We start from the raw sequence: 22,630 nt of genomic DNA, 5'->3' as shown, positions 1-22,630 counted from the left end.
TTGAAAGAGGTATTGGTGCTCGATATTTCATATATGACCGCAGCCGGAGCCGGTGCGTTGTCGTTTCTCTCTCCCTGCGTCCTTCCGCTGGTGCCACCCTATCTGTGTTATATGGCGGGTGTGAGTGTTGAAGATTTTCGTGCAGAGAAGGCGACAACCGTCGCGGCAGCACCTTCTGCGCGCCGTTCCTTGGCATTTGCGGCAATTTGCTTCGTTCTCGGTTTCACAACGGTTTTCGTGGCGCTTGGTGCCGGAGCGTCTTCCATCGGCGCCTTCCTGCGCGCATGGCAGCAGGAGATCGCAATCGTTGCAGGTGTCGTCATCATTTTGATGGGACTGAATTTCCTTGGCATTCTGCGTCTGTCGTTCCTGTCCCGCGAAGCGCGGTTTCAGGCACGCAATGCCCCTGCATCGCCGCTTGGAGCCTATGTCATGGGGCTGGCATTCGCCTTCGGCTGGACGCCGTGCATCGGGCCTGTTCTTGGGCCGATCCTGACGCTTGCAGGTGGCAGCAGCACCGTCGGTGAAGGCGCGTTACTGCTTGCGATCTATTCGCTCGGCCTTGGCATTCCGTTTTTGATTGCTGCCCTTTTTTCCGGCGCATTCATGCGGTTTCTTTCGCGCTTCCGGGTGCATCTCGGCAAGGTGGAAAAAGCGATGGGCGCGCTTCTGGTCGTAGCGGGTATTCTGTTCTTGACGGGTGGCATGCAATCCTTCTCGTACTGGATGCTTGAAACCTTTCCGGCACTAGGACAAATCGAAGGTCTTTTCCTGAAGACCGGCGCGTAAGTTTTCATAGACGCTTTGGTGCTATGAGCGAAGATCATCTCAATTTTCTGGACGATATCATGACAGACCGTTCCTGCCTTTCCATCGTACTTGCCGCTGGTGAAGGCACACGCATGAAATCCAGCCTGCCGAAAGTGTTGCATCAGGTGGCAGGCCTGCCGCTGGTTTCTCACGTGGTCAAGGCAGTTCAGGGCACCGGCAAAAGTGACGTTGCGCTGGTCGTAGGGCGTGGTGCAGAGGATGTGCGTGCTGCGGTGGAAAAAAATGCAGGCCCGGTGTCGGCTTTCGAGCAGAAGGAACGTCTCGGTACAGCACACGCTGTCCTGGCAGCGCGCGTAGCAATTGAGCGCGGCTATGACGATCTGCTGATCGTTTTCGGTGACACGCCGCTGATCGAGGCGCAATCTCTGCAAAAAGCCCGTGAACGACTGTCCGATGGTGCCGATGTTGTTGTTATCGGTTTTCGCCCGGATAATCCGCACGGCTATGGTCGTCTGATCGAGGAGGGCGACCAACTTGTCGCCATCGTTGAGGAGAAGGAAGCAACAGAAGCGCAAAAACTGATCGGTTTCTGCAATGGCGGGCTGATGGCCGTTCGCGGTCAACACGCTCTGGCGCTTCTGGATGCGGTGGGCAATGACAACGCCAAGGGTGAATATTACCTCACCGATATTGTCGCCATTGCCCATGGCAAGGGTATGAACGTGACTGCCATCGAAGTGCCGGTCGATAACGTCATCGGCATCAACAATCGTGTTGAACTGGCCGAAGCAGAAACCATCTGGCAGCAGCGCAAGCGCCGCGATATGATGCTTGCAGGCGTGACGCTTATCGCTCCGGAAACTGTATTCTTTTCGCACGACACGCTGATCGAGGCGGATGTCGTCATTGAACCGAACGTCTTCTTCGGTCCTCATGTGCGTGTGTCGACAGGCGCCTTGATCCATTCGTTCTCACATATGGAAGGTGCCGATGTTGGCCCGAAGGCGGAGATAGGACCATTTGCGCGCCTGCGTCCGGGCGCAAATCTTGGTGAGAAAACCAAGGTTGGCAATTTCTGCGAGGTGAAGAATGCGACGGTGCACAAAGGCGCGAAGATCAATCACCTGACCTATATCGGCGACGCGACAGTCGGCGCATCAAGTAACATCGGTGCAGGCACGATCACCTGCAATTACGACGGTTATAACAAATACAAAACGGTGATTGGCGAGAACGCATTCATCGGGTCGAACAGCTCGCTGGTTGCTCCGGTAGAAATTGGCGACAATGCGTATATCGCGTCGGGCAGCACGATTACCGACGATGTTCCAGCCGATGCATTGGCCTTTGGTCGCGCTCGGCAGGAAACGAAAGAGGGGCGGGCGAAGATCCTGCGAGAGAAGTACGCCGCCATCAAAGCGGCTAAAACCTCCACCAAATGAATCATCCAATTGTTTAAGCGAACGGCGATCCTCTGGGTTGCCGTTCTGCGTTAGAATCTTTAAACCGCGAAGCAACGCGCCTGAACGCTGGATTTGGAGCAGCCTATGTGTGGCATTATCGGCATTATCGGAAATAACGAAGTCGCTCCGCTTCTTGTGGATGCATTGAAACGGCTTGAATATCGCGGCTACGATTCTGCCGGTATAGCTACACTGCAGAACGGCAAGCTCGATCGCCGCCGCGCGGAAGGCAAGCTGGTCAATCTGGAAAAGCGTCTGGCCGGAGAGCCGCTTCCGGGCGTCATCGGTATAGGGCATACCCGCTGGGCTACGCACGGCAAGCCCGTGGAACGCAATGCGCATCCGCATGTTACCGAGCGTCTTGCGGTTGTTCATAACGGCATCATCGAGAATTTCGCCGAGCTTCGCACGATGCTTGAGGCAGAAGGCTACAATTTCCAGACGGAAACCGATACCGAAGCTGTTGCCCATCTGGTGACCCGCGAACTGACAAAGGGCAAGTCCCCGGTTGAAGCCGTGCGCGATAGCCTGCCGATGCTGCATGGTGCCTTCGCACTCGCCTTCCTGTTCGAAGGGGACGAAGAGCTCTTGATCGGTGCACGTCAGGGGCCGCCGCTCGCCATCGGTTATGGCGAAGGAGAAATGTTCCTCGGTTCCGACGCCATCGCACTTTCGCCTTTCACGGATACCATTGCCTATCTCGAAGATGGCGATTGGGCTGTTCTGACGCGCAAGGGCGTGACTGTTTACGACGAAAACAACAGTGAAGTTGAGCGTCCGATCCAAAAGACGCAGACGGCAAACATGCTCGTCTCCAAGGGTAATCATCGTCACTTCATGCAGAAGGAGATGTTTGAGCAGCCGGAAGTGATTTCCCATACGCTTGCCAACTATCTCGACTTCACGACGGGTAAGGTGCGCCAGGAAGCGATTGGTATTGATTTCAGCAAGATCGACCGCCTGACGATTTCTGCCTGCGGCACGGCTTACTATGCGGCATCCGTCGGCAAGTACTGGTTCGAGCAGATTGCGCGCCTGCCGGTCGACAGTGATATCGCTTCCGAATTCCGCTATCGCGAAATGCCGCTCTCGAAGGATTCGCTGGCGATGTTCGTGTCGCAGTCAGGCGAAACGGCTGATACGCTGGCATCGTTGCGCTACTGCAAGTCGCAAGGATTGAAGATCGCCGCCGTCGTCAACGTCACCGGCTCGACCATTGCGCGTGAATCCGATGCCGTTTTCCCAACGCTTGCGGGCCCTGAAATCGGCGTTGCTTCCACCAAGGCCTTTACTTGCCAGCTGTCGGCCATGGCCTCGCTGGTAATTGCGGCTGCGAAATCGCGCGGCGCTATCGATGACAAGCGGGAACAGGAACTGGTACGCCAGCTTTCCGAAGCGCCACGGTTCATCAATCAGGTTCTGAAGCTTGAAGACCAGATCGCAGCGGTTTGCACAGAACTCGCCAAGGTCAATCATGTGCTTTATCTCGGCCGCGGCACGTCCTTCCCGCTGGCGATGGAAGGTGCGCTTAAGCTGAAGGAAATTTCCTATATTCACGCCGAAGGCTATGCTGCTGGTGAATTGAAGCACGGCCCGATTGCGTTGATCGATGAAACCATGCCGGTGATTGTCATCGCGCCGTCTGATCGTCTCTTTGAGAAGACCGTTTCCAACATGCAGGAAGTCGCAGCGCGCGGCGGTCGCATCATTCTTATCACCGACAAGAAGGGCGCTGAAGCTGCAAGCATCGACACGATGGCGACCATTGTTCTGCCGGATGTGCCGGAATTCATTACGCCGCTCGTCTATGCTTTGCCGGTCCAGATGCTGGCTTATCATACAGCCGTACTGATGGGCACCGATGTCGATCAGCCGCGCAATCTGGCAAAGTCGGTAACTGTCGAGTAAATTCAGCTTGTTATAGAAAAAACTTTATAAGTTAATAGAAATGGCGGCGGATTGCCGCCATTTTGCTATCCAGCTCTTAAAAGTCTGATCGCTTCATCGCGCCCGAAAAGATAAAGCAGGACGCGCAACGCCTGTCCGCGCTCGGATTCCAGATCGGGATCGTTTGTCAAAATATAGCGCGCATCCTTGCGGGCGATTTCCAGAAGATCGCCATGCGCTTCAATGGATGCCAGACGGAAACCCGGCGTTCCGGATTGCCGCGTGCCGAGCAACTCGCCTTCGCCGCGCAGTTTCAAGTCTTCTTCAGCGATACGGAAACCGTCTTCCGTCTCTCGCATGACCTTCAGTCGGGCTTGTGCAATTTCACCCAGCGGCCCCTTGTACAGCAGCAGGCAGGTTGAAGGTTTGTCGCCGCGACCCACGCGACCGCGTAGCTGGTGCAGTTGCGACAGACCGAACCGTTCTGCATGCTCGATGACGATGATCGTGGCGTCGGGCACATCCACGCCGACTTCGATCACGGTAGTCGCGACGAGAACCCGCGTTTCGCCTTGTTTGAATGCCCGCATGGCCTCGTCTTTTTCAGCCCCGTTCATGCGGCCATGGATAAGGCCGATGCGCTCGCCGAAGACGGGCTTGAGGCTTTCGAAACGTTCTTCCGCCGAAGTCAGTTCAACGACTTCGGATTCCTCCACGAGCGGGCAAATCCAGTAGATTTTTTGTCCTTCTGCCACGGCCTTTCGGATGCGCTCGACAAGTTCACCCATGCGTTCCATTGGCACAATGGCAGTCGTGATGGGCTGGCGTCCGGCAGGCTTCTCAGTCAGTTTCGACACGTCCATATCGCCGAAGGCTGTAAGCACGAGGGTTCGCGGGATGGGTGTAGCCGTCATGACCAGCATATCCGGTGCGGAACCCTTTGCAGTCAGCATCAGGCGCTGATGCACGCCGAAGCGGTGTTGTTCATCGATGATGACGAGAACGAGGTCGTGATACTCGACCTTTTCCTGAAAAAGAGCGTGCGTGCCGATGATGATATCGATTTCGCCGCTTTTCAATCCTTCGAGAACGGCATTCCGGTCACGGCCCTTTTCGCGACCGGTCAGCAGCGCTGCTTTCAATCCTGCCTTCTCCGCAAGCGGAGCGATGGTTGCAAAATGCTGGCGGGCAAGAACTTCCGTTGGGGCCATGAGTGCTGACTGGCCGCCGGATTCAGTGGCGTGCGCCATGGACAGCAATCCAACGACCGTCTTACCAGAGCCGACATCGCCCTGCAAAAGCCGTAACATGCGCTCAGGCGATTTGAGGTCTGTGATGATTTCGCGGACCGCCTGATCCTGCCCCTTGGTCAAACGATAGGGCAGGTGCCGCATGATCTCGGCAACGATGCGTCCTGTGCCCTCCAATGGGCGACCGGAAAGCCTGCGCGTCTTGGCACGCACGAGGGCGAGCGCCAGTTGTCCGGCCAGAAATTCGTCATAGGCGAGCCTGCGTCGCGAAATGCTTTCAAGCGCGATGTCCGACGGATCTTCGGGCAGGTGAAGCGTGTTGAGCGATTGCTGAAAACTGGTGAAGCGCTCGCGCGTCAGCAAGGATGGGTCGATCCATTCCGGCAGCGGGGGCACGCGACTCAAGGCTTCCTTGACGGCGCGTGCCAGTGTCTTGGGCGATAGGCCCGCAGTCAACGGATAGACTGGCTCGACCATTGGCAGATTGGCCGCATCCTCAAGGCTTGCAATATAGTCCGGGTGGACCATGGAGGCCCGACCGTTGAACCATTCCACCTTGCCTGACACGATAACGGTTTCGCCTTCGGGTAGCATTTTGTGCAGCCATGGCAATTGCGCATGGAAGAAGGTCAGCGCGATTTCGCCCGTATCGTCATGGGCGAAGACGCGATGCGGAACATTGCTACGTCCGGGTGATGCAGGCTGATGCTGGTCGACGGTGACTTCCAGCGTGACGATTGCACCTTCCTGCGCAAGCGCGATGCCGGGCCGATTGCGCCGATCGATCACACTGTGCGGTGCCAGAAACAGCAGTTGCCCGACCCTGGGCTCTGCGCCCGGTATATCTGTACCAAGCAGTTTTCCAAGCAAAGCAGCAACTTTCGGACCAATGCCGGAAAGCGAACGAACGGAAGCAAAAAATGGATCGAGCATGGATGGACGCATGAGGCAGAGCATTAACTGCTTCGCCTCACGGTGCAAGGGCAGTGCATAATCTTTCTGTGCTCTTTTTGTTCTTGTTGGATAAACGGGTTCCCGTTTGCCGCGCAGATGCTATATACCAGCAGCAATTTGAATGATTGGAGCTTACCGAGGATGACTGGCAGCACATTGGCGACGGAAAATCTGGATGTACGGCGCCGCAAGCTTCTATTTCGCGCGTGGCATCGTGGTATGCGCGAGATGGATCTGATCCTCGGGCAATATGCGGATGAATATATTGTGGGTTTCACCGACCCGCAGCTCGATGAGTTCGAGCATATTCTTGAAGTGCTTGACCGCGATCTTCTTAAATGGGTGACGGGTGAAAGCCCGATCCCGGCAGATTACGACACGCCTCTGTTCCGCGATATTGTCGCTTTCCGCGACCGCATAGAATTCTGAGTTCAAGGTTCCCATGCCCGTTTTCAGCAAACTAGGTCTCAAGTCCTCCAGCGCGCTTGGGGCAAATAGTCATATCGTGATCGACGGCGTTGCCGACGGTTACGAGGCGTTCTGCCTTATCCGTCTGGCGGAAGAGATCGGCGAACGTGGGCCGATCATGTATATCGTGCGCGACGGGCAGCGCATTGCCGATCTGGAGCAGGTCTTGAGTTTCGTGGCGCCGGATATGCCGGTTCTGCATTTGCCTGCATGGGACTGCTTGCCTTATGATCGCGTATCGCCCGGTGCCGATGCATCCGCGCGCCGGCTAGCTGCTCTCAGTGCACTGTCCCAGCTTAAAAAGACGCCGCATCCGGCGATCATCCTCACGACTGCCAATGCCGTTCTGCAAAAACTGCCGCCGCAGGAGGCTATTGCCGAACAGGTGATTTCGGCGCGCCCCGGCAACCAGCTGGATATGAACGATCTGGCATCCCGACTGGAGCGCAACGGTTTCGAGCGCGTTTCTACCGTCCGTGACATTGGTGAATTTGCGGTGCGCGGCGGCATTCTCGATCTTTATGCGCCGGGTGCGGAAGAGCCGCTGCGGCTTGATTTCTTTGGCGATACGCTGGAATCTATCCGTGCTTTTGATCCGGCCTCGCAGCGTACCACGGGCACACGCAAGGAATTCGTGCTCCAGCCGATGAGCGAAATCACGCTCTCGCCGGACATAATTAGCCGTTTCCGCAAGAATTACGTTGCGATGTTCGGTGCGCCGCAGCGCGACGATGCGCTCTATCAGGCAATCAGCGAAGGTCGCCGTTTTGCAGGCATGGAACACTGGCTGCCTTTGTTCTATGACAAACTCGAAACTGTCTTCGACCATGTGGGCAATATGCCGGTGGTGTTCGACCATCTGGTGCATGAGGCGCTGACCGAGCGCCACACCATGGTTGTCGATCATTACGAGGCGCGGCTGAGACAGGCGGAAGGCAAGGAGCCGGGCAGTGATGCCGTGCCTTACAAGCCGGTCAAGCCGGAAACGCTTTATCTCACACCGTCCGAGGTCGAGAAGCACGCCGAAACAGGAGGCATGCGCATCGACCTGACGCCATTCGGTGCGCCGGAAGTTACTGGGCGGACGATTGTTCATGCGGATGTGCATAAGGGCCACAGCTTTGCTGAGGAGCGTGCCGCTACCGACGTGAACCTGTTCGAGGCGGTGGTGAAGCATATTGCCGAACTGCGTGCAGCGGGCAAGAAAGTGCTGGTTGCTGCCTGGACTGAAGGTTCTCTCGACCGTCTTTTGCAGGTCCTTGATGAACATGGGCTGGAAAAGATCGAGTCGGTTGACCGGCTTTCTACGGTCAAGGCGCTGTCGCGCGACAAGGTAACGGCGGCTGTGCTGGCCGTCGAAAGCGGCTTCGATGCTGGCGATCTCGTCATTGTGGCCGAGCAGGATATCCTGGGTGATCGTCTTATCCGCCGTTCCAAGCGTCGCAAGCGCGATCAGGATTTCATATCGGAAGTCGCCTCGCTAAACGCTGGCGATATTGTCGTCCATGTCGATCATGGTATCGGCCGCTTCATTGGTCTCAAGACCATTACCGCCGCTGGCGCTCCGCATGACTGTCTAGAAATCCATTATGCGGGTGATGACCGGCTGTTTCTGCCGGTCGAAAATATCGAGCTGCTCTCGCGTTATGGTTCGGAAGGCTCCGATGCGGTTCTCGACAAGCTTGGCGGTGGCGCATGGCAGATGCGCAAGGCCAAGCTCAAGAAACGCCTGCTTGAGATTGCCGGGCATCTGATCCAGATCGCCGCCGAACGGCAGATGCGCGGTGCGCCGGTGATGACGCCACCGGACGGACTTTATGCCGAATTCTCCGCTCGTTTTCCCTATGATGAAACCGACGACCAGCTAACGGCTATCGAGTCCGTGGCGGATGATCTGGCTGCAGGCAAGCCGATGGATCGTCTGATCTGTGGTGATGTCGGCTTTGGCAAAACGGAAGTAGCGCTGCGCGCAGCCTTTATTGCTGCGATGAGCGGTGTTCAGGTGGCGGTCGTCGTGCCGACGACGCTTCTGTCACGCCAGCATTTCAAGACCTTCTCGAAGCGCTTCCATGGCCTGCCGATCAATCTTGCTCATGCCTCGCGTCTTGTCGGCACGAAGGAGCTTGCGGCTGCCAAGAAGGGGCTGGAAGAAGGAACCGTCGATATTGTCGTCGGCACGCATGCGCTGCTCGGCAATTCGATCAAGTTCAAGAATCTCGGTCTGCTCATCATCGATGAAGAGCAGCATTTCGGCGTCAAGCACAAGGAGCGGCTGAAAGAGCTGAAGTCGGACGTGCATGTGCTGACATTGTCCGCTACGCCAATCCCACGCACCTTGCAGCTTGCGCTGACCGGTGTGCGAGAACTCTCGCTCATCACCACGCCTCCCGTCGACCGTATGGCGGTGCGCACCTTCGTCTCGCCGTTCGATCCGCTTGTTATTCGTGAAACGCTTTTGCGTGAACGCTATCGCGGCGGCCAGAGCTTCTACGTCTGTCCGCGCATTTCCGATCTTGGCGAGATCGAAGAGTTCCTGAAAACGCATGTGCCCGAACTGAAAGTGGCCGTGGCCCATGGGCAGATGGCGCCGGGCGTGCTGGATGACATCATGAACGCCTTCTATGATGGTCAGTATGATGTGCTTCTGTCTACGACCATCGTGGAATCCGGCCTCGATATTCCGACGGCTAACACGATGATCGTGCACCGCGCCGATATGTTCGGCCTGGCTCAATTGTACCAGCTACGCGGTCGAGTCGGTCGTTCCAAGCAACGCGCCTTTGCGCTGTTCACCCTTCCGGCAGGTAAGATGCTGACGCAGACGGCGGAACGTCGCCTAAAGGTTCTGCAGTCGCTCGACACGTTGGGAGCAGGCTTCCAGCTTGCCAGCCACGATATGGATATTCGCGGGGCAGGCAATCTGCTCGGCGAGGAGCAATCGGGCCATATCAAGGAAGTTGGATTCGAGCTTTATCAGCAGATGCTCGAAGAGGCGGTGGCCACGCTCAAGGGGACCGGCGAAGTGGAAGACAGCCAGTGGTCGCCGCAGATCGCGATCGGCACCGCCGTGATGATCCCCGAAGCCTATGTGCCCGACCTGCAGCTGCGTCTTGGTCTTTATCGCCGTTTGGCTGATCTGGAAGAGCCGCAGGATATCGATGCTTTCGGTGCCGAACTCATCGACCGTTTTGGTCCGATGCCCGACGAAGTGCAGCATTTGCTCAAGATTGTTTATATCAAGGCGCTTTGCCGCCGTGCGAATGTCGAGAAGCTTGATGCCGGTCCGAAGGGCGTGGTCATCCAGTTCCGCAATGCGACATTCGCAAATCCGGTCGGGCTGGTGAAGATGATCGGCGAGCAGGGCTCTATGGCCAAGATCAGGCCGGATCAGAGCATTGTCTTCATCCGCGACTGGCCGACACCGGAAAAGCGCCTCAACGGTTCTGCCGTCATCATGACGCAACTGGCGAAGATTGCGGCGGGTTAACCCGCCGCTTCGCGCCTTTTAGCGATCTTCAGAAATCCCCGGCTCAAAGCCTTCTGCCGTCTGACGGATGGCGTCAGCAAGGACACCTGCCGTCTGCGCACCCATGACGGCATATTTCTGATCGATGATGAAGCAAGGCACGCCGCGCACGCCAATGCGACTGGCAGTGTCGATTTCCTCGCGAATCGTCGCCTTGTCGGCCTCGCTTTGCAGGAGCCGGGCCACCACTTCGGCATCCATGCCGACACTTGCCGCCGCGTCGATCAGCACTTCATGATCGCCGATATCCTGTCCCTGCTCGAAATAGAGCGAGAACAACATGCCGACCATCCGGTCCTGCGTATCAGGAGCAGCCTGTGCAGCCCAATGGATGACACGATGGGCGTCCAGAGTGTTTGGTGCGCGGGCGATGGCGTCGAAATCGAAGACGATGCCGTTTTCCTCGCCAAGCTGCGTCAGTTGCTTGTGGATGTCATCGATCTTCCCGCCTGTGCCGAATTTCTCGCGCATATAGGTCTGGCGATCCTTACCTTGCGGAGGCAGGGTGGGGTCCAGCTGGAAGGGACGCCAGCGTACTTCCGCCTCCACATCCGGCACCATGGCAAGAGCCGCCTCGAGGCGCTTGCGCCCCAGAAAGCACCAAGGGCAGACGACGTCGGACACGACATCGATAGTTATCTTTCTGGTGGCCATGGCAGTGTCTCCATACTGGAACCAGAGGCGTGGCCTCCGGTTGAATGCTCATCATATATTGGTGCATGTAGAGCGAATTACATCAACGTTAAAGCCCGATCATGGCTTTGCGCGCCACCAGGTTGGCAGTTGATAGCCATAGAGCGAAGTCTTTTTCGGGTGATCGATGCGATCCCAGCGCGCTACCCACTGATAGGGCAGGTGGTAAAGCGGAATGTAGTAATCCCCGGAGATAAGCACACGATCAAGGGCGCGGACCGCACTCACGAAACCGGCGCGGCTTCTGGCTGCCAGCAGCGCTTCGATCATCGCATCTACCGCCGGGTCGGCAACACCCGGATAGTTGAAACTTCCCTGAACGTCACGCGAAGCTGCGCCCCATCGCATCCATTGTTCATTGCCGGGTGAAAGTGATCCGGTCAGCGCGCCGAGAATCATGTCGTAGTCGAATGTCTGGAGCCGCTGCTGATATTGAGCGTCGTCCACAGTGCGTATTTCGATTGTGATGCCCAGTCGCGCGAGATTACGCTTATAGGCCAGCGCTACTTTTTCCTCGTCGGGCGAGCGCGTCATGATCTCGAATTTAAGCGGTTTGCCAGAAGGATCAACGGCGAGGCCGTGTTCAAACTGAAAACCCGCTTCAGTCAGGAGATCATAGGCTTTTTTCGCTGGCGTGCGGTCATGACCGCTACCGTCCGTTACCGGTGGGTGCCATGTACCATTCATGACATCGTCGCGAACTGCTTCGGGGAATGGTTTCAGTAACTGCTTCTCGCGGTCATCGGCAGCTTTGCCGACGGAGGAAAGCTCCGAACCTTCCCAAAAGCTCTGCGTGCGGCGGTATTGATCAGCGAAAAGGTTGCGGTTAGCCCATTCGAAATCGAACAGCAGCCCCAGAGCCTGCCGTACGCGACGGTCGGCGAAAATTGGGCGGCGTGTGTTGAACACGAAGCCAAACATGTTGGCAGGCGTACCTTTTTCAAAGCTGTCCTTGATAACGCGGCCCTGTTTTACAGCCGGGAAGTCATAAAGCTTTTCCCATCGAGTAGGGTTTGCCTCAATGAAGACATCGAGCAGCCCCTTCTTGAAAGACTCAAACAGGGACGTCTCGTTTCGATAATATTCAATCGTCAACATATCGAAGTTGTTGAGACCGCGCTGCGAAGGCAAGTCCTTGCCCCAATAGTCTGGGTTGCGCTTGTAGATGATACGCTGGCCGGGCTGCACGCCGGAGACGAGATAAGGGCCGCTGCCGACAGGTGGTTTCAGGGATGAATTGCCGAAGGTTTCGCGATCAATGCTGTGCTTTGGCAGCACGGGCATCGATGAGGCGATTAGCATCGGAAATTCGCGATCCGACTTGTCGTTGAAGGTGAAGCGAACGGAACGCTCCCCCGTCTTTTCGATCTTATCAACTCGACTCATCCGGTTGTTGTAGGGAGGGCGTCCCTTTTCCGTCAGAATGTCGTAGGTAAAGAGGACGTCGTCCACCGTTACCGGCTGGCCGTCGGACCATTTTGCCTTCGGGTTCAGGGTGAATTCGACCCATTTGCGATCTGGATCGACCGCAACCTTTTCAGCCAGCAGACCGTAAAGGGTAAAGGGTTCATCCCGCGACCGCTGCATGAGCGTTTCATAAACCAGATTGCCGAGGTCAACATCCCCGAACAGACCGCGCGCCGTCGTCCGCATGCTTTTCAGCACAAATGGGTTGAGACTGTCGAAAGTACCGACAACGCCCATTGTGATGGCGCCGCCCTTTGGAGCGTCAGCGTTTGCGTAAGGAAAATGGGTGAAGTCAGCCGGCAACGCCACATCTCCATGCATGGAGAGCGCATAGTCTGGCTGTACTTCGGCTATCGCCTGTACCGGCGTCGCGCCGCCGACTGCTCCGATAAGGCTCGCAAGAACCGATTTGCGGAGAAAGGCAATCAATCCGTTCAACTTCAATCGTCCATTGTAAATAAGTTTGATGGTCGCCGCCGGAAGCGTCGATTCGGAACCGGAAACTAGCATGATCGTACATTAAGTGCGGAATTAGGGCGTGTCCGTCACGCGACAGTAGGGGCTAAAATAAAGATTTTGGCGGATTCCGGGCATGGAATGTCGAAACTCATCTGGATTCATACCCCTAGTCGTTGTAACACGGCTGCGGATTGGGGCCCGGAAGGGTCCGGATGGGGGCTAAAATCCCCAAGGTCACGCTGTTGCCGCATTTTCAAACCAGTGACGGTCTATCGCTGACTTATAATACAGAACGGGAACTATAGATCAGAGCGTTGAAAGGAACCTGTTGATCATGTCCAGCACTAAGACAATCGCTGCCGCATCTGCCATTGCTGGCGCGTTCGCCCTGCTTGCCTCCGCGACGATGCCTGCATCGGCGCAGCAGCCGCCACAGGGCTGGTTCAAGGTCTGCTCGAAGCAGGAAGACAATGATATCTGCAACACGCAGAACATCGTCACTGCAGATTCCGGCCAGCTCCTGACCGCCGTTAATCTCATCGAGATCAAAGGTAAGATCAACCGCAAGATATTCCAGGTGACTGTTCCTATCGGTCGTCTGATTCCTGCCGGTGTCGGCCTCCAGATCGACAACAACAAGCCGGTCAAGCTTGAATACGGCATCTGCTTCCCGGATCGTTGCATCGCAGAAGCTCCGCTGACCGACGATCTCATCAATGCGCTCAAGAAGGGCGGCAAGCTGACCCTGACGTCGGTCAACTATCAGAACAAGCCGAATCCGATTCCGGTTGCACTCACCGGCTTCTCTGGCGCCCTGACCGGTCCGGCTCTCAAGCAGTCGGAACTGGAAGAACGCCAGAAGGAACTTCAGGACGCCGTCCAGAAGCGCCAGAAGGATTTCGAAGCCAAGATGAAGGCTGAACAGGACAAGGCAAAAGGCGCAGCTAACTAAGCTGCTCTCCAGTCTGTTATAAAAAGGGGCGCTTCGAGCGCCCCTTTTATTTTGAAAATTCACTTTAAAAGAAAGCTCTATCTCAATTCGAATGCTGTGATTTTACGCGATATGCGCCATTGTCGAGCCGGTCGAACATTTCTGCGATCTGAGGGTGACGGAGAGGCTCGCCACTTAAATCTGGAACAAGGTTCTGCTCCGATACATAGGCGACATACTCGGAATCCGCATTTTCAGCCAGCAGATGATAGAAAGGCTGGTCGCGATGCGGGCGTGCTTCTTCTGGAATGGACTCGTACCATTCTTCGGTATTCGCAAATTCAGGGTCCACGTCGAAAATAACGCCACGGAATGGGAATAACCGATGCTTGACGACCTGACCGATCTGAAATTTCGCGTGCTTTATCTGTGTCATACCCATGCAACACTATGTAGTTCACCGCGTGACAAATTAAAGTCGGCGGCAACCGGCAATTCTGTCTGTTCGATGTCTCGGATGATCTGAAAACGATCTTAGCTAGAACGTTTCCCGTCGCTTCGTTGCGGAAGGCTCGGCAGTTTCGGAAGAAAATGTGAGAAACCGCCGCCGGGACGAAGCCCCTCACGCATGAAGAATGCACGCAGTGGCGCAAATGAACGAAGCATTTCCAACCCGATTCCACGCACGATCTGGGCTGGAAGCATACCGGAGAGAAGCGAACGATTGAGCGCATCGACCGAACCGGTTCTGGCCAGAATGTCTGGACGACGTGCGCGGTCATAGGCGCGAATGACTCGATCTGAACCCGGATCGACTGGATCGCTTTCGATAGCCTTGACCAGCGTTTCAACATCGCGTGAACCAAGATTGAGGCCTTGTGCGCCAATCGGTGGAAACACATGCGCGGCTTCACCGATCAGGATCGTGCGCTTGGCCGCAAAGACATGGGGCACGAGGCCGGAAAGGGGCCAGGCTTGCGGCTTGATTTCGAGCTTAATCTTGCCCAGCATGGACTGCATCATGTCTTCGATACGCTGAGCGAGCGTCGTTTCATCAAGCGCGAGAAGTCCTTCGGCGCGACCGGGATTCACTACCCAGACAAGGCTTGAGCGCTTGCCTTTCAACGGCACTTGAGTGAATGGGCCTTCTTCGGTGTGGAATTCGGTCGAAATATTCTCGTGGTCGACACTATGCGAGAAGGAAAGCACAACGGCCGTCTGCGGATAGCTCCAGCGGCGTGTGCGGATGCCTGCTGCTTCGCGAGCCATAGAATTGCGCCCGTCTGCAGCCACGACCAGCCGCGTATGCAATGTGTCGCCGCCTGAGAGCGTGATGGTCATATGGTCGCCATTGTAACGATACTCTATGACGGAGGCATTGATGCGTTGAATATTCGGATTGCGTGCGACGGCTTCCGCCAGTTTCTCGTTCAGAACGGCGTTGGGAATGTTGTAGCCAAACGCAGTCTCGTCGATTTCCCCGGCGCGGAAAGTCACGACAGGGCTTCTAACAAGGCGTCGCGTCGCGTCGATAATGCGCATGGAAGCAAGAGCCGCCGCTTCCGGCTCGATATCCGACCAGACGCCCAGTCCCTCCAGCAATCTGATAGCAGGCATCATGAGCGCTGTGGTGCGGCGATCACCCTTGTCGGTCTCCGGTCCCAGCAACACGGTGCGATAGCCTTTTGCGCCGAGCGCCAGCGCGGCCATCATTCCTGCAGGTCCGCTGCCGCTGATGACAATATCAGTGAGAGGCTTGTTCACAACAAGATCGTTCATCGTGTTTCATCCCTGGTCCGACAGTGCGGACCTCGTGCACCGTCTGATGATTCCAGCTGCACTTAAACCGAATTGCAGCCAAAAGGCCATTCTTCCGTGGGATTATGGCGGATTTGCCTCACGCCTTACTTGCTCTTTTGTGCTTATTCAGGGAAAGCTGCTGCAGGATCATGGCTGTTCCTAGAGGAGAAGCTATTCAACGATCTTGAGGGTTGGGGACGTCAGTTTGTTTGGTGTACGCGTTTCCCGTTTGATGAAATGTACTCGCTGCCTTGGGGAATGTCCTGGGCGGGATATGCGCGGCGACAAACTGAAATGGCGGACGGCGTGAAAACCAAACTGACCGGAAAACTCAAAGCCAAGAAAGTCACCGCGCCGCAAGCCAAGGCGTTTTCGGTTCATCTTCTGACGGCATCGGGTTCGTTTCTGGCGTTCCTTTCCATCGTGGCGGCCAGTGACGGGCGCTATACGGCCATGTGGTGGTGGCTGGGGCTGGCGCTTTTCGTCGACGGTATCGACGGTCCCATCGCGCGCAAGCTCGAGGTCAAATATGTTCTGCCAAACTGGTCTGGCGAACTTCTCGACAACATCATCGATTACGTTACCTATGTTCTGATACCGGCCTTCGCGCTTTATCAGAGCGGATTTATGGGGACGTATCTGTCATTCATCTCCGGCGCGATCATCGTGGTTTCGAGCGCGATTTATTATGCTGACACCGGCATGAAGACGAAGGAGAACTTCTTCAAGGGCTTCCCGGTCGTCTGGAACATGGTGGTCTTTACGCTTTTCATAGTCAGGCCGGGAGAGTGGGTCGCCTTTGCAACGGTCGTCGTGTCGGCAATCCTGTCGTTCCTGCCGATCAATTTCCTGCATCCGGTGCGCGTTGTGCGCCTGCGACCACTTAACCTGACGGTTTTCCTGCTCTGGTGTGCCTTTGGTGCGGCTGCCCTCTATTATACTCTGGACGCGCCGCTGTGGGTCCGCGTCGGCATATCCGTGACGGGCCTCTACATCTACTTCATCGGCGCTGTCATGCAGTTTTTCCCGGGATTGGGGCGAACTGCCACCGTCATCGCGGCTGAGAAAGCCGCTGCCGCAAAGAAGACTGGAGAAGCATGATGATCAATGCCATTCGCGTCCATCAGACCGGTGGACCTGAAGTCATGAAGTATGAACAGATTGATATAGGTGAGCCTGGTCCGGGTGAGGCGAAGGTGCGCCATGAAGCCGTTGGTCTCAATTTCATCGACGTCTATTTCCGTACCGGGCTTTACAAGGCGGCCCAAATGCCGTTTACGCCCGGCAACGAAGGTGCTGGCACGGTCATAGCGGTTGGTCCGGGCGTGGGGGATGTTCAAGTCGGTGACCGTGTTGCCTATGTGGCAACGCCGGGTTCTTATGCGGACGAGCGCATTCTGCCAGCCGACCGGCTGGTCAAGGTTCCGGATAATGTTGACCTGAAAACCGCCGCCTCCATGATGTTGAAGGGCATGACGGCGCAATATCTTCTGCGGCGTACATTCAAGGTGGAGCCGGGGCAGACGATACTGTTTCACGCGGCCGCTGGCGGGGTCGGGCTGATTGCCGGACAATGGGCGAAACACCTTGGCGCCAAGGTCATCGGTACGGCGGGATCGGAAGAAAAGATCGCGCTGGCCAGAAAGCATGGCTACGACCATGTCATCAACTACCGTACCGAGAACTTTGCCGAAAAGGTGAAGGAACTGACCGACGGAGCGGGGGTTGACGTCGTCTATGATTCCGTTGGGCGCGATACCTATATGGGCTCGCTCGACGTGCTGAAGCCGCTTGGCATGTTTGCCTGCTTCGGGCAATCGTCTGGCGTCATTCCACCGTTCGATCTTGGCATTCTGGCGCAGAAGGGTTCGTTGTTCGCCACACGTCCAACGCTATTCAATTACATCGCCAAGCGGGCGGACCTCGAAAAGACGGCTGCAGAGCTTTTCGATGTGGTCGGAAGCGGAGCCGTCAAGATCGAGATCAACCAGACCTATGCGCTCAAGGATGCGGGCAAGGCACATGAGGAATTGGAGGCCCGCAAGACGACTGGAACCACCATTCTGCTTCCGTGATAAGGCTGATGATTGCAGCGGTGTGCATATGTCCGCCGCTGCTTGCTTTTAGGCTTTTCAAGAGCAGGCTTGCTGGATAAGGTCGCACAAAAATACAATTGGGGAACAATGACAGCGCCTTTAACCGACCGGCCTCTTCTGGATGTCCGCCGGCTCACGAAAGTATTTGGTCAGCTGCGGGCCTGCGATGGTGTCGATCTCACCATCGGGGAAGGCGAAATTCACGCGCTTCTGGGTGAAAACGGCGCCGGAAAATCCACCTTTGTGAAAATGCTGTTCGGCGCATTGCAACCTCTCGAAGGCGAAATTGTCTGGAAGGGGCAGCCGGTCACCATAGATGAACCCGGTGTCGCAAGAAAGCTCGGCATTGGCATGGTTTTTCAGCATTTTTCGCTGTTCGACTCGCTTACTGCCGCTGAAAATATCGCCCTGTCGCTAGACCGTTCGTTGCCGCTTTCAGATGTTGCAAAGCGTGCGCGTGAGGTTGGCAAGATGTACGGTCTTCCGGTTGATCCGCAGGCCCATGTTGGTGATCTGTCGGTTGGCGAACGCCAGCGTATCGAAATTGTACGCTGCCTTCTTCAGAAGCCGGATCTCATCATTCTGGATGAGCCGACTTCGGTGCTGACGCCGCAGGAAGCGGACAAGCTGTTTGAAACGCTGGAACGCCTGAAAGCCGAAGGCAAGTCGATCCTCTATATCAGCCACCGTCTCGAGGAGGTGAAGCGCCTCTGTGACCGCGCAACCGTATTACGGCATGGCAAGGTCGTTGCGCACTGCGATCCGCGCAAGGAAACTGCTGCATCGCTTGCCCGTATGATGGTTGGTAATGATATCAATGTCGTGGCACGCAGCCCCATTGTGGCAGTAAATGCCGGGAATGATGCGCTTTTTGAAATCCGGTCATTGTCGCAACCGCCGCGTGGACCATTTTCGACGGCATTGAGGGGTATTTCTCTCTCGGTTGCCGCTGGCGAAGTCGTTGGCATCGCCGGTGTGGCAGGCAACGGGCAAGGTGAGTTTTTCGAAGCTGTTTCAGGGGAAGTGCTACAGTCGATTCCATCGAATGTGCGTATTCGCGGAAAGGATGCGGGCAAGGCCGGTATCAGCGAAAGGCGCATGATGGGCGCGGCTTTCGTGCCGGAAGAGCGGCTTGGTCACGGTGCCGTTCCGACCATGACGCTGACCGACAACCTGTTCTTGTCCCGATACAAAACCGATGCAAAAATGTTTCTGCGTGGCGGCAAGATGAAGCTGATCGCAGAGAGTGCGCTTCGGTCGGCCGCAAAACGCATTATTGAACGGATGGATGTGCGCAAGAGCGCTGAAAATCCGCCTGTCTCTGCCCTTTCCGGCGGAAACCTGCAGAAATTCATTATAGGGCGTGAGCTTGACCGCTCACCGTCGGTCATGGTCGTGAACCAGCCGACATGGGGCGTTGATGCCGGTGCCGCGGCACATATCCGGCAGGCGCTTGTCGATCTTGCGCGCTCCGGTTCGGCGGTTCTCGTCATCAGCCAGGATCTTGATGAGCTTCTTGAAATCAGTGACCGCATTGCCGTGATGAATCATGGCCAGCTTTCCGATCCTCTGCCGATTGCCGATGTAACGCTGGAAAAGATCGGCCTTCTAATGGGCGGTATCTCTGGAGAGGCGGGAGCTGCATGATGCGGATCGAACTCGTCAAACGCCCGCAGCCGTCGAGACTTTTCAGTGCCTTGTCACCATTGCTTGCACTGTCGCTGACGCTGATTTTCGGTGGACTTGCTTTTGCGCTGATGGGCAAAGACCCATTACATGCGCTTTACGTCTTCTTTGTCGAACCGTTATTCGACATCTGGTCATGGCATGAATTGCTCGTGAAGGCCGCCCCGCTGATCCTGATCGCGGTTGGTCTCTGCGTCTGTTTTCTATCCAACAACTGGAATATCGGTGCCGAGGGGCAGTTTATCGCCGGTGCCATAGCGGGATCGGTCCTGCCTGTCATGTTTCCCGACCTGCAGTCATGGGTGGTTCTGCCCTTGATGATGCTGATGGGGATGGCGGGTGGCGCGGCTTATGCATCCATTCCGGCATTGCTGAAAGTGCGCTTCAATACCAATGAAATCCTGACCAGCCTCATGCTTGTCTATGTCGCGCAACTGCTCCTCGACTGGCTGGTGCGCGGGCCGTGGCGCAACCCGGAAGGATATAATTTCCCGGAAACCCGTCAGTTCAGCGATAGCGCCATTCTGCCGGAAATCTGGAGTGCATCCGGTCGTGCGCATTGGGGCTTCATTTTCGCGCTCGTTGCAGCGATTTTCGTCTGGTTCCTGCTCAAGCATACGCTGAAGGGCTTTGAGGTCAAGGTTATCGGCCAAAGCCCGAGGGCAGGGCGTTTTGCAGGTTTCAGTGCAGGCAAGATGGTGTTCTTCGTCTTTGCGGTTTCGGGTGCTCTTGCCGGCCTCGCGGGCATCGCGGAAACCTCCGGTGCCATTGGCCAGCTTCGTCCGGTCATATCTCCGGGCTACGGTTTTACGGCGATCATTGTCGCATTTCTGGGGCGCCTCAACCCGCTGGGAGCAATAGCAGCCGGTCTGGTGCTGGCGCTTTCCTATCTTGGCGGCGAAGCTGCACAGGTTGCTATCGGCATCTCCGAAAAATCTGCGCGCGTGTTTCAGGGCATGATCCTATTCTTCGTTCTCGCTTGCGATACACTCATCCTTTATCGCATTCGCTTCATATCCGGTCGCCAAGCGGGAAAGGCCTGATCTCATGGATTTGACGCAGGCTATTCTCCTCACGATTGCAACAGCAGCGACGCCACTCCTGATCGCCGCCATTGGCGAGCTTGTCGTGGAACGCTCCGGCGTGCTCAATCTCGGCGTCGAAGGCATGATGCTGATGGGAGCCGTGTCTGGCTTCGCCATTGCACAAATGACTGGCTCCGCTTGGTTGGGCTTGGTTGCTGCCGTTCTGGTCGGTGTGCTTTTCTCCGCCGTTTTTGGCTTTCTGACGCTCATACTCGTCACCAATCAGGTGGCAACCGGGCTGGCACTGACGATTCTTGGCGTCGGGGCATCGGCCTTGCTTGGCGAAAGCTTTGTCGGGCTTCCCGGCGTCCGGCTTGAAGCTATTCATATTCCCTATCTCACCGATCTGCCGCTTGTCGGGCGGTTCCTCTTCGGTCAGGATCCGATCTTCTATATGTCTATCCTGCTGGTTGCCGGTGTGGCATGGTTTCTGTTCCGCACGCGAGCAGGGCTTACATTGCGCGCCATCGGCGACAGCCATGGCTCGGCCCATGCGCTCGGCGTGCATGTGGTGCGCACGCGCTATCTGGCGGTTCTGTTCGGCGGTGCTTGCGCCGGTCTTGCAGGCGCGCAATTGTCGCTCGTCTATGTGCCGCAATGGGTGGAGAACATGACAGCCGGGCGCGGCTGGATCGCTCTTGCTCTTGTCGTTTTCTCTTCGTGGCGACCATGGCGCGTATTGATCGGTGCTTATTTGTTTGGCGCGGTGACCATCGGCCAGCTTCACGCGCAGGCGCTTGGCTTTGGCTTGCCGTCGCAGTTTCTGTCTGCGCTGCCTTATCTTGCGACGATTGTGGTGCTGGTCATCATCTCGCGCAACAAACGCCTGACGATGATGAATACGCCGGCTTCGCTCGGCAAGCCGTTTGTTCCTGACCGATAGAAAGAACGGCTGAGGGGTAGACGTAAACCGTCCCAAGGGTTTTCGTTTTGGTTAGTGGGTAAAAACAAGGAGTGCAGGGAACATGAAAAACACGCTTATGGCTATGGCCACTGCAGCCAGCTTTATGCTTGGCGGCGCAGCTCATGCAGAAGATAAACTCAAGATCGGTTTCATCTATATCGGACCTCCGGGCGATTTCGGCTGGACCTATCAGCACGATCAGGCCCGCAAGGAGCTTGTCGAGGCGCTTGGCGACAAGATCGAAACCACATTTCTGGAAAGCGTTCCGGAAGGCGCCGATGCCGAACGTTCCATCGAACGTCTGGCACGTGCTGGCAACAAGCTGATCTTCACGACGTCGTTCGGCTATATGGACCCGACCCTTAAGGTCGCCAAGAAGTTCCCGGACGTGAAGTTCGAACACGCAACCGGCTACAAGACCGCCGACAACATGTCCGCCTATAATGCGCGCTTCTATGAAGGCCGTTATGTGCAGGGCGTGATCGCTGCCAAGATGTCGACAAAGGGCGTTGCAGGTTACATCGCATCCGTGCCGGTTCCTGAAGTCGTGCAGGGCATCAACGCATTCATGCTTGGCGCACAGTCGGTCAATCCGGACTTCAAGGTCAAGGTGATCTGGGCTAACTCTTGGTTCGATCCGGGCAAGGAAGCCGATGCAGCCAAGGCCCTGATCGATCAGGGCGTGGACATCATCACACAGCACACCGATTCTACCGCCGCCATTCAGGTGGCGCATGATCGCGGGATCAAGGCTTTCGGTCAGGCTTCGGACATGATCAAGTTCGCGCCCGACACGCAGCTTACCGCTGTCGTGGACGAATGGGGGCCGTATTATATCGATCGCGCCAAGGCTGTTATCGACGGTACGTGGAAAAGCCAGAACATCTGGTGGGGTATGAAGGAAGGCCTCGTGAAGATGGCGCCTTATACCAACATGCCGGACGACGTGAAGAAACTGGCCGAGGAAACCGAAGCCAAGATCAAGTCGGGCGAACTGAAGCCTTTCACTGGCCCGATCAAGAAGCAGGACGGCTCCGTCTGGCTGAAAGAAGGCGAACAAGCTGACGACAAAACCCTGCTGGGCCTGAATTTCTACGTCGCTGGCGTGGACGACAAACTACCGCAGTAAGTTTCTCCATACTGAAACAGAAAAAGGGCGCTCAAAGCGCCCTTTTTATTTTCTTACAATG

The 22,630-nt window shown here is 56.3% G+C and carries 17 protein-coding genes; 12 read left to right on the top strand and 5 right to left on the bottom strand.

The features are described 5' to 3' along the window. The first annotated feature begins 15 nt into the window (after positions 1-15). From MKS82_RS20020 to glmS, 3 genes are all read left to right on the top strand, one after another. Positions 16-789, top strand: coding sequence for a cytochrome c biogenesis CcdA family protein (locus tag MKS82_RS20020; protein WP_109986656.1), 774 nt, complete (start codon positions 16-18; stop codon positions 787-789). 59 nt (positions 790-848) lie between these two features. Next, positions 849-2,213 (top strand): bifunctional UDP-N-acetylglucosamine diphosphorylase/glucosamine-1-phosphate N-acetyltransferase GlmU, encoded by a 1,365-nt coding sequence (glmU, locus tag MKS82_RS20015; RefSeq protein ID WP_109986657.1) that lies wholly within the window; start codon positions 849-851, stop codon positions 2,211-2,213. 105 nt (positions 2,214-2,318) lie between these two features. Next, positions 2,319-4,142, top strand: coding sequence for a glutamine--fructose-6-phosphate transaminase (isomerizing) (gene glmS / locus MKS82_RS20010; protein ID WP_109986593.1), 1,824 nt, complete (start codon positions 2,319-2,321; stop codon positions 4,140-4,142). A gap of 65 nt (positions 4,143-4,207) precedes the next feature. Here the strand turns inward: glmS and recG are convergent, their stop codons facing one another. Then, positions 4,208-6,316 carry an ATP-dependent DNA helicase RecG gene (gene recG, locus MKS82_RS20005; RefSeq protein ID WP_109986658.1) on the bottom strand — a complete coding sequence of 703 codons (2,109 nt, stop codon included), beginning with the start codon at positions 6,314-6,316 and terminating at the stop codon, positions 4,208-4,210. Between the two features lie 150 nt (positions 6,317-6,466). Here recG and MKS82_RS20000 point away from each other — a divergent pair, with 150 nt between their 5' ends. Next, positions 6,467-6,754, top strand: coding sequence for an FAD assembly factor SdhE (locus tag MKS82_RS20000; RefSeq protein WP_061345376.1), 288 nt, complete (start codon positions 6,467-6,469; stop codon positions 6,752-6,754). A 13-nt stretch (positions 6,755-6,767) separates the two neighbouring features. Beyond that, positions 6,768-10,280 (top strand): transcription-repair coupling factor, encoded by a 3,513-nt coding sequence (mfd, locus tag MKS82_RS19995; protein ID WP_109986594.1) that lies wholly within the window; start codon positions 6,768-6,770, stop codon positions 10,278-10,280. An 18-nt stretch (positions 10,281-10,298) separates the two neighbouring features. Here mfd and MKS82_RS19990 read toward each other — a convergent pair whose 3' ends face one another. Both MKS82_RS19990 and MKS82_RS19985 read right to left on the bottom strand, forming a co-directional pair. After that, on the bottom strand, positions 10,299-10,973 hold the full coding sequence (locus MKS82_RS19990; RefSeq protein ID WP_109986595.1) for a DsbA family oxidoreductase: 675 nt from the start codon (positions 10,971-10,973) through the stop codon (positions 10,299-10,301). 99 nt (positions 10,974-11,072) lie between these two features. After that, positions 11,073-12,923: an extracellular solute-binding protein gene (locus tag MKS82_RS19985; protein ID WP_109986659.1), complete on the bottom strand. Its 1,851-nt coding sequence runs from the start codon at positions 12,921-12,923 to the stop codon at positions 11,073-11,075. Positions 12,924-13,272: 349 nt separating this feature from the next. On the opposite strand from MKS82_RS19985, the gene MKS82_RS19980 reads away from it, so the two are divergent. Continuing rightward, entirely contained in the window at positions 13,273-13,890 is a 618-nt protein-coding gene (locus tag MKS82_RS19980; RefSeq protein ID WP_010658835.1) for an invasion associated locus B family protein, read from the top strand. An 82-nt stretch (positions 13,891-13,972) separates the two neighbouring features. Here the strand turns inward: MKS82_RS19980 and hspQ are convergent, their stop codons facing one another. Next, the gene (gene hspQ / locus MKS82_RS19975; RefSeq protein ID WP_109986596.1) at positions 13,973-14,311 is read right to left on the bottom strand and encodes a heat shock protein HspQ; all 339 of its coding nucleotides are present in this window, start codon (positions 14,309-14,311) and stop codon (positions 13,973-13,975) included. Between the two features lie 92 nt (positions 14,312-14,403). Continuing rightward, positions 14,404-15,648, bottom strand: coding sequence for a UbiH/UbiF family hydroxylase (locus MKS82_RS19970; RefSeq protein ID WP_240579196.1), 1,245 nt, complete (start codon positions 15,646-15,648; stop codon positions 14,404-14,406). A gap of 315 nt (positions 15,649-15,963) precedes the next feature. Between MKS82_RS19970 and pcsA the strand changes: the two genes are divergently transcribed. The 6 genes from pcsA to MKS82_RS19940 all read left to right on the top strand — a co-directional run bounded on the left by pcsA (position 15,964) and on the right by MKS82_RS19940 (position 22,569). Beyond that, positions 15,964-16,770: a phosphatidylcholine synthase gene (gene pcsA, locus MKS82_RS19965; RefSeq protein ID WP_109986598.1), complete on the top strand. Its 807-nt coding sequence runs from the start codon at positions 15,964-15,966 to the stop codon at positions 16,768-16,770. Continuing rightward, positions 16,770-17,744, top strand: a complete 975-nt coding sequence (locus MKS82_RS19960) for a quinone oxidoreductase family protein (RefSeq protein ID WP_109986599.1) — start codon at positions 16,770-16,772, stop codon at positions 17,742-17,744. The genes pcsA and MKS82_RS19960 overlap by 1 nt, the downstream gene beginning before the upstream one ends. A gap of 108 nt (positions 17,745-17,852) precedes the next feature. Next, positions 17,853-19,412 (top strand): ABC transporter ATP-binding protein, encoded by a 1,560-nt coding sequence (locus MKS82_RS19955; protein WP_109986600.1) that lies wholly within the window; start codon positions 17,853-17,855, stop codon positions 19,410-19,412. After that, positions 19,412-20,494, top strand: a complete 1,083-nt coding sequence (locus MKS82_RS19950; RefSeq protein ID WP_109986660.1) for an ABC transporter permease — start codon at positions 19,412-19,414, stop codon at positions 20,492-20,494. Before MKS82_RS19955 ends, MKS82_RS19950 begins: the two co-directional genes overlap by 1 nt. Positions 20,495-20,498: 4 nt before the next feature. Further along, on the top strand, positions 20,499-21,419 hold the full coding sequence (locus tag MKS82_RS19945; RefSeq protein ID WP_109986601.1) for an ABC transporter permease: 921 nt from the start codon (positions 20,499-20,501) through the stop codon (positions 21,417-21,419). Between the two features lie 82 nt (positions 21,420-21,501). Further along, positions 21,502-22,569, top strand: coding sequence for a BMP family ABC transporter substrate-binding protein (locus tag MKS82_RS19940; RefSeq protein WP_109986602.1), 1,068 nt, complete (start codon positions 21,502-21,504; stop codon positions 22,567-22,569). Positions 22,570-22,630 lie beyond the last annotated feature (61 nt).

Origin of the sequence: Ochrobactrum sp. A-1 (assembly GCF_022488005.1) — a bacterium.
Classification (GTDB): Bacteria; Pseudomonadota; Alphaproteobacteria; order Rhizobiales; family Rhizobiaceae; genus Brucella.
Note: the sequence above shows the minus strand (reverse complement) of the source record. Positions and strands in the feature narration are given on the sequence as shown.